Origin of the sequence: Vibrio sp. 10N.222.46.A1, from assembly GCF_041473595.1 — a bacterium.
GTDB lineage: Bacteria > Pseudomonadota > Gammaproteobacteria > Enterobacterales > Vibrionaceae > Vibrio > Vibrio tasmaniensis_A.
This window is the reverse complement of the sequence record NZ_JBFRSN010001753.1, coordinates 1-524: the sequence shown is the minus strand read 5'-3', so window position 1 is coordinate 524 and position 524 is coordinate 1. Positions and strand designations below refer to the sequence as shown.

At 51.3% G+C, this 524-nt stretch carries 1 protein-coding gene; it reads right to left on the bottom strand.

Translation table 11 applies throughout. The features are described 5' to 3' along the window. The coding region (locus AB4496_RS29170) for an aminotransferase class I/II-fold pyridoxal phosphate-dependent enzyme (RefSeq protein WP_372133611.1) at positions 1-524 on the bottom strand (524 nt) is incomplete at both ends.

Below are 524 nucleotides of genomic sequence, written 5' to 3'. Positions count from 1 at the left end.
TCTTGGTGTCGATCTTAGGGAACAGGTACATCGCGCCTTTCGGTTTAACACAAGAAACGCCAGGGATCTTGTTGATTAGCTCCCATGCGCGGTCGCGTTGCTCAAGTAGTCGGCCGCCTGGCAGAATCAGTTCATTAATACTCTGATAGCCGCCGAGCGCGGTTTGGATCGCGTGTTGCATTGGCACGTTGGCACACAAACGCATCGAGGCGAGCATTTCTAGCCCTTCGACATAGCCTTTCGCGATGTGTTTCGGACCCGTTAAGAACATCCAACCACCACGGAACCCACATACACGGTAAGCCTTAGACAGACCGTTGAATGTCACCATGAGTACGTCTTCGGCAAGCGTTGCAACTGAAGTGTGTACCGCACCGTCGTAAAGTACTTTGTCGTAGATTTCATCAGCGAAGATGATCAAACCGTGCTCACGAGCAATCTCAACAACTTGTAATAGGAAATCACGGCTGTATACCGCGCCCGTTGGGTTGTTCGGATTGATAAGAACGATGCCGCGAGTCCTG